The 4,570-nt window shown below is 45.8% G+C and carries 8 protein-coding genes; all 8 read left to right on the top strand.

Going from position 1 to position 4,570, the window contains the following annotated elements; genetic code table 11:
* The first annotated feature begins 324 nt into the window (after positions 1–324).
* The 8 genes from WC259_RS07705 (at position 325) to WC259_RS07670 (ending at position 4,556) form a co-directional block, all read left to right on the top strand.
* The gene (locus WC259_RS07705; RefSeq protein WP_372644062.1) at positions 325–774 is read left to right on the top strand and encodes a hypothetical protein; all 450 of its coding nucleotides are present in this window, start codon (positions 325–327) and stop codon (positions 772–774) included.
* Positions 775–1,578, top strand: a complete 804-nt coding sequence (locus WC259_RS07700; RefSeq protein WP_372644059.1) for a hypothetical protein — start codon at positions 775–777, stop codon at positions 1,576–1,578.
* A gap of 67 nt (positions 1,579–1,645) precedes the next feature.
* Positions 1,646–1,852, top strand: a complete 207-nt coding sequence (locus tag WC259_RS07695; protein WP_372644056.1) for a hypothetical protein — start codon at positions 1,646–1,648, stop codon at positions 1,850–1,852.
* Positions 1,845–2,141, top strand: a complete 297-nt coding sequence (locus WC259_RS07690) for a hypothetical protein (protein ID WP_372644053.1) — start codon at positions 1,845–1,847, stop codon at positions 2,139–2,141. Before WC259_RS07695 ends, WC259_RS07690 begins: the two co-directional genes overlap by 8 nt.
* Positions 2,142–2,242: 101 nt before the next feature.
* Positions 2,243–3,247, top strand: a complete 1,005-nt coding sequence (locus tag WC259_RS07685) for a hypothetical protein (protein ID WP_372644050.1) — start codon at positions 2,243–2,245, stop codon at positions 3,245–3,247.
* A 112-nt stretch (positions 3,248–3,359) separates the two neighbouring features.
* Complete coding sequence (locus tag WC259_RS07680) at positions 3,360–3,785, top strand: hypothetical protein (protein ID WP_372644047.1); 426 nt, start codon at positions 3,360–3,362, stop codon at positions 3,783–3,785.
* Positions 3,778–4,176, top strand: coding sequence for a RusA family crossover junction endodeoxyribonuclease (locus WC259_RS07675; RefSeq protein ID WP_372644044.1), 399 nt, complete (start codon positions 3,778–3,780; stop codon positions 4,174–4,176). Before WC259_RS07680 ends, WC259_RS07675 begins: the two co-directional genes overlap by 8 nt.
* Positions 4,173–4,556, top strand: coding sequence for a hypothetical protein (locus WC259_RS07670; protein ID WP_372644041.1), 384 nt, complete (start codon positions 4,173–4,175; stop codon positions 4,554–4,556). Before WC259_RS07675 ends, WC259_RS07670 begins: the two co-directional genes overlap by 4 nt.
* Positions 4,557–4,570 lie beyond the last annotated feature (14 nt).

Genomic DNA, 4,570 nt, shown 5'->3' with positions numbered 1-4,570 from the left:
TCCCCGGTGGAAGAGAGGTGAGAAATAAAACCCTAATAGTGATTATACCCCGCCTAATGACTTAGCACAAGGAGGCTAATGTAATGGAAATATTCGGATTCTTATTCTTTTGTTTTTATGCCGGGTTTGCTCTTGGATTTGCCTTTAACTGGAAGTGGCAAAAGGCAGAACACAAACCACGGATTGTTAACAACGTCAGATAAATCCACAAGGAGACATGAATGATTGGCATATCAGGGTACGATAAAAATCTCCCCGTATTAACAAAGCTGTTTGGAGAGATGCCCATATCGCAGGTAGTTAAAAATCTCAGGAGGCTATCCAATGGTCACAAAAGCTAATCCGGATTATACGGCAAGTGCCGTTGACCTTAATAATCCGCCCGAATTGGCGGAACTGCTGAACCAACGCCGGTATATGGAAGCCCGGATACTGGGTGCCAGAACAATGGCTGGCTTACCAGCAATGGAAAACGAGCTGGCCGACCTTGATATCAAAATCAGGCAGTCCATAGACGCTCTAGGCAGTTTTCAGGACACCGAGCTGGGCATGTACGCACTCAAGCAACGCCGCCAGAGTATCATCTACTCTCCCGCAAAGATACGTGAGTACCTGCCCGCCAAGTATGCCGAAGCAGTAATTGACGAGCACGTTAACGAAAAGGTGCTGACCAGCCTGATTAAAGGCGGGCAAGTTAGTGACACTGTAATCCCCTTAATTACTGAGGATACACGGGAAACATGCGCCTACATTATCAAAGCAGGAGTGAATTAGATGACAACTGACATAGTAACAATAGACCAGCCTCAGGACTTAATTATATCCAGACCGCCTGAAGCTGTTCTTGAAGAGGCAAAACAGGCAGCTAAAGCCTTAAAAGACGTGGTATCCAAGAAGGCCAAGCCTGTCTTGTTTAACGGCGAGCAATATCTTGAATTTGAAGACCTTCAGACATTAGGACGCTTCTACGGAGTAACGGCCAAGATTATTACATCTCGCTTTATTGAGTATGGAGATGCTAAGGGTTTTGAAGCTACAGCGGTAGCTGTGCGGACTGATGGTACGGAGATATCAGCGGCTGAGGCCATGTGCCTGAATGACGAGCCAAACTGGCGTAGCAAGCCCTTGTTCCAACTCAGGAGTATGGCTCAAACAAGAGCTTGTGCCAAAGCCTTACGGAATGTTCTGGCATGGGTAGTTGTACTCGCAGGTTACAGACCTACCCCTGCCGAGGAAATGATAGAGGGTACGGCGAGGATAGTTGAAGACCTGCCTATATGCCCTATCCATCATGTCCCTTTTAAGAAAATCACTAAAGGTGACCAGACTTGGTACTCCCATAAGTGTGAGGATGGTACATGGTGCAACAAAGACAAAGTAGAAAAACCGAAGGCAGAGCCGGAAGCCTCTGACCAGCTGACCATAATCCGTAATTATGCCAAAGAACTCGGCTATGGAAAGGTTAAGTTTGAGACGTTCCTATCTGAGTCTGGATTGCCAACCGATATACACACGCTTACATCTGAACAGTTGGACTGGCTAGAAAATGAGTTAGCTGAACGGGTGGCCATGAAGTAACGGGTGTTAGTAACGGGCAGGAAATCTCCCTCCCCTGCCCGTTACCGGCCCGGATATGGAGCTGAGTATGTATGAATCAGGAAGAATAAACACCTACAAGGATTTAAATGACCTTATAGACGCCAGACCTAACGGCGGGTGCAGGGTTGCTGATACCTACCTATCCAATAGATACAGCAAGAAGGTTTGCTCATCATGCCTTGAGTGCCCTTTTTCAGAGTGCAAGGGCAGAGAGTACGACCTGTTCAGAAAGAAAGAGTTATGCCATGTATGAACAAACGCCTTATGAACCATTCTATGACTTCCCATGCAGCCCTACTTTCAGGGCGTACGAAGCCGAAATAACCCACGGAGAGGTTGTAGCAAGCCAGATGTACCCCCGCTATCAAAAAGAGGCTGTACAACCGCTAAGGACTGAGGAAACCCTTCCCGTACAAAGGGATGGACTTAGAAATATACAGGCTGAGTTAAGCCATATAAAGGCTAGGCTAGACAATCAAGCCAACAAGCTGGAAACCCATCTTGAAGCATCAAGGAATTGGGTCAGACGTGACAGGTTATAAGGTTCGAAAAGTTCGAAATATTCGAAAAACCCTTAATTATTCGAAAAGTTAGAAAACTTTGAAAAGTTAGAAACATTCGAAAAATTAGAAAGATTTCTAAAATGGCAGAACAAGAAATTACATCAGTTGGGGACTACAAAAAAGTGTCAGAGTTGGTCGAAAACTGGCTGGAAATCCACCAGAATGAGACGTTTGACTTAGATATAATTTGCCGTCAGCTGGAAATCCACCAAAGAGAAAACCGAAACAATGTCGCCAAGAAACTTTCTTATGAGGTTAACCGGGGAAATCTCGAAAAAAAAGTTCGAAATTACCGTTCTATTCTTTCTTTAAAAGAAAAAGAATATATAGATTGGACTATAGCGAGTGATAAGGATGCTTTAGACATCCATTGGCCTTTTTCCCATAAGGACAACTCTTGTTTTGGTTTTGATGGTCATGTGGTTATCCGCCCTGCTGATTTGATAGTGGTAGCAGGACAGTCCAACAAGGGTAAATCCACCTTTGCCCGTAACTTCCTCTGGGAAAACATGGATTATTTCCCCTGCCAGATGATGGTCAATGAGTACGCCCCAGGTCGTTTCAAATCCGTAGTCAACCGAATGGATTGGCGGTCTGGGGTTGGTTCTAACGGATGCCCAAAATTCCAGATGATAGTCCGGCGTGAAGATTGGGAATACGCCATAGAACCTGATTGCGTGAACATCATTGACTGGATAAACCTTTCTGACAACTTCTACCAGATAGGCAAAATCATGGAGGATATCCAGAAACGCTTGCGTGATGGTATTTGCCTGATAGTTTTGCAGAAGGGCGAAACTTCCACCTTAGGCCGTGGCGGTCAATTCTCGCTGGATATGGCATCGCTTTACATGACGGTGGATAACAACGTCTTAACAGTCGTCAAGGCTAAAGAGCCAGCAAACGGACATAACCCGAATGGGGAGACCTATAGGTTTGATATCGCTGACGGCGGTGCCCAATTCTCAGGCATACAAAGAGTTACAAAGTGCATCCGATGTGTTGGCAAGGGTATCCGATGGGAAAAAGGTTCGGGCAATACTACGTGCAGTGATTGTGAAGGGACAGGATGGGTAGCGAAATGAACAACAAACAACTGGCTGACAGGGTGGAGTTAATTATTGCCATTTTCTTTCTCGGAATGTCAGTCTGCTTCTTTATCAAATTCATCATTTCAATTGTGGGGTGGATAGCCAAATGACAGTAGCGACAAAGAAAATTTACCACAAATGGACGGCAGCCGAAGAAGAATTGCTTCTGAACGAATATGACGGCAGTGCCGAGAGTGCAGAGATGCTGGCCAAAAAACTGGATATTAACCCCGAATGGGTACGCCGTAAAGCAAACAGGCTATTAAATGCCGAGGCGTCTGATGGTGTAGCAGATAATCCAAGTTTCTTTACTGTTGATGATATCTGTTATGCGTTGGGAGTGCCGGCCCACAAGGTCAATACATGGATAAGTTCAGGAGCGCTTAGGAAAGAGCGAATACCAGGCGGTTTCGTAGTTACCCGGCAGGAACTTAAAAGGTTTTTCTTAAAATTCACGGGCGAACTGGAAGGATGGCAACCTAAACCCGAAATTCTTAAGGACATCATCCAGAGCGAGATTAAGAATGACTGAGAAACTGGCCACCAGAGTAAAGAGCATTATTTATATGCACCCGGTTGCTAAGGGCCGTCCTCGTCTGGGTCAGTACGGAACATACACTCCCGTTGATACAGTACGGGCTGAGAATTACATCAAATATACCCTGGCACAGGAATTCCGCGAACCGCCGTTTGGTAAGGACGATGCGCTGAAACTGACTGTTACATTCTACCGCCAGCGCCCTGCAAGCACCCCAAAACGGGTAACACAGCCTATTACCAGACCGGATATAGATAACTACTTGAAACTATTGTGTGACGCCTGTAATGGCGTTCTGTGGCACGATGACAGCCAAATAACCAGTATTCAGGCATGCAAGCAGTTCGGCACACCCAGAATAGAACTGGAACTGGAACAGATATGAAGCGTACAGAGTTAAAACGCAGGACACCCCTGAAGAAGCTATCCAAGAAGATGCAGAAACAGAGGTCACAGGAAGTTAAGCTTAAGAAACAGATGCTCAAAGAGCAGGGAAAGTGTGGCACGGACGATAGCCGAGCCGTCTGCCTTATCTGTGGGAAATGGGCATTGCTGGATAAGCACGAAATCAAATCACGTGGACAATGCGGAGATGCTCTTGACAGGGAAAACTGCGTCTGTATCTGCCGTACCTGCCACGATGAATGTACCAACGGAATTATCAAACTCTCAGTAGAGGGGGATGACTTAATAGTGGCATGGGTAAAGACCATGAAGACGAAAAGAATTTTAAATTATACGAAACCATTAGAGGTGACGGCATGACAGCCATAACGAAA

It is taken from the genome of Dehalococcoides sp. (genome assembly GCF_041654235.1).
Taxonomy (GTDB): Bacteria; Chloroflexota; Dehalococcoidia; order Dehalococcoidales; family Dehalococcoidaceae; genus Dehalococcoides; species Dehalococcoides mccartyi_B.
The sequence above is the reverse complement of the archived record's forward strand: the minus strand, read 5'-3'. Positions and strand labels throughout refer to the sequence as shown.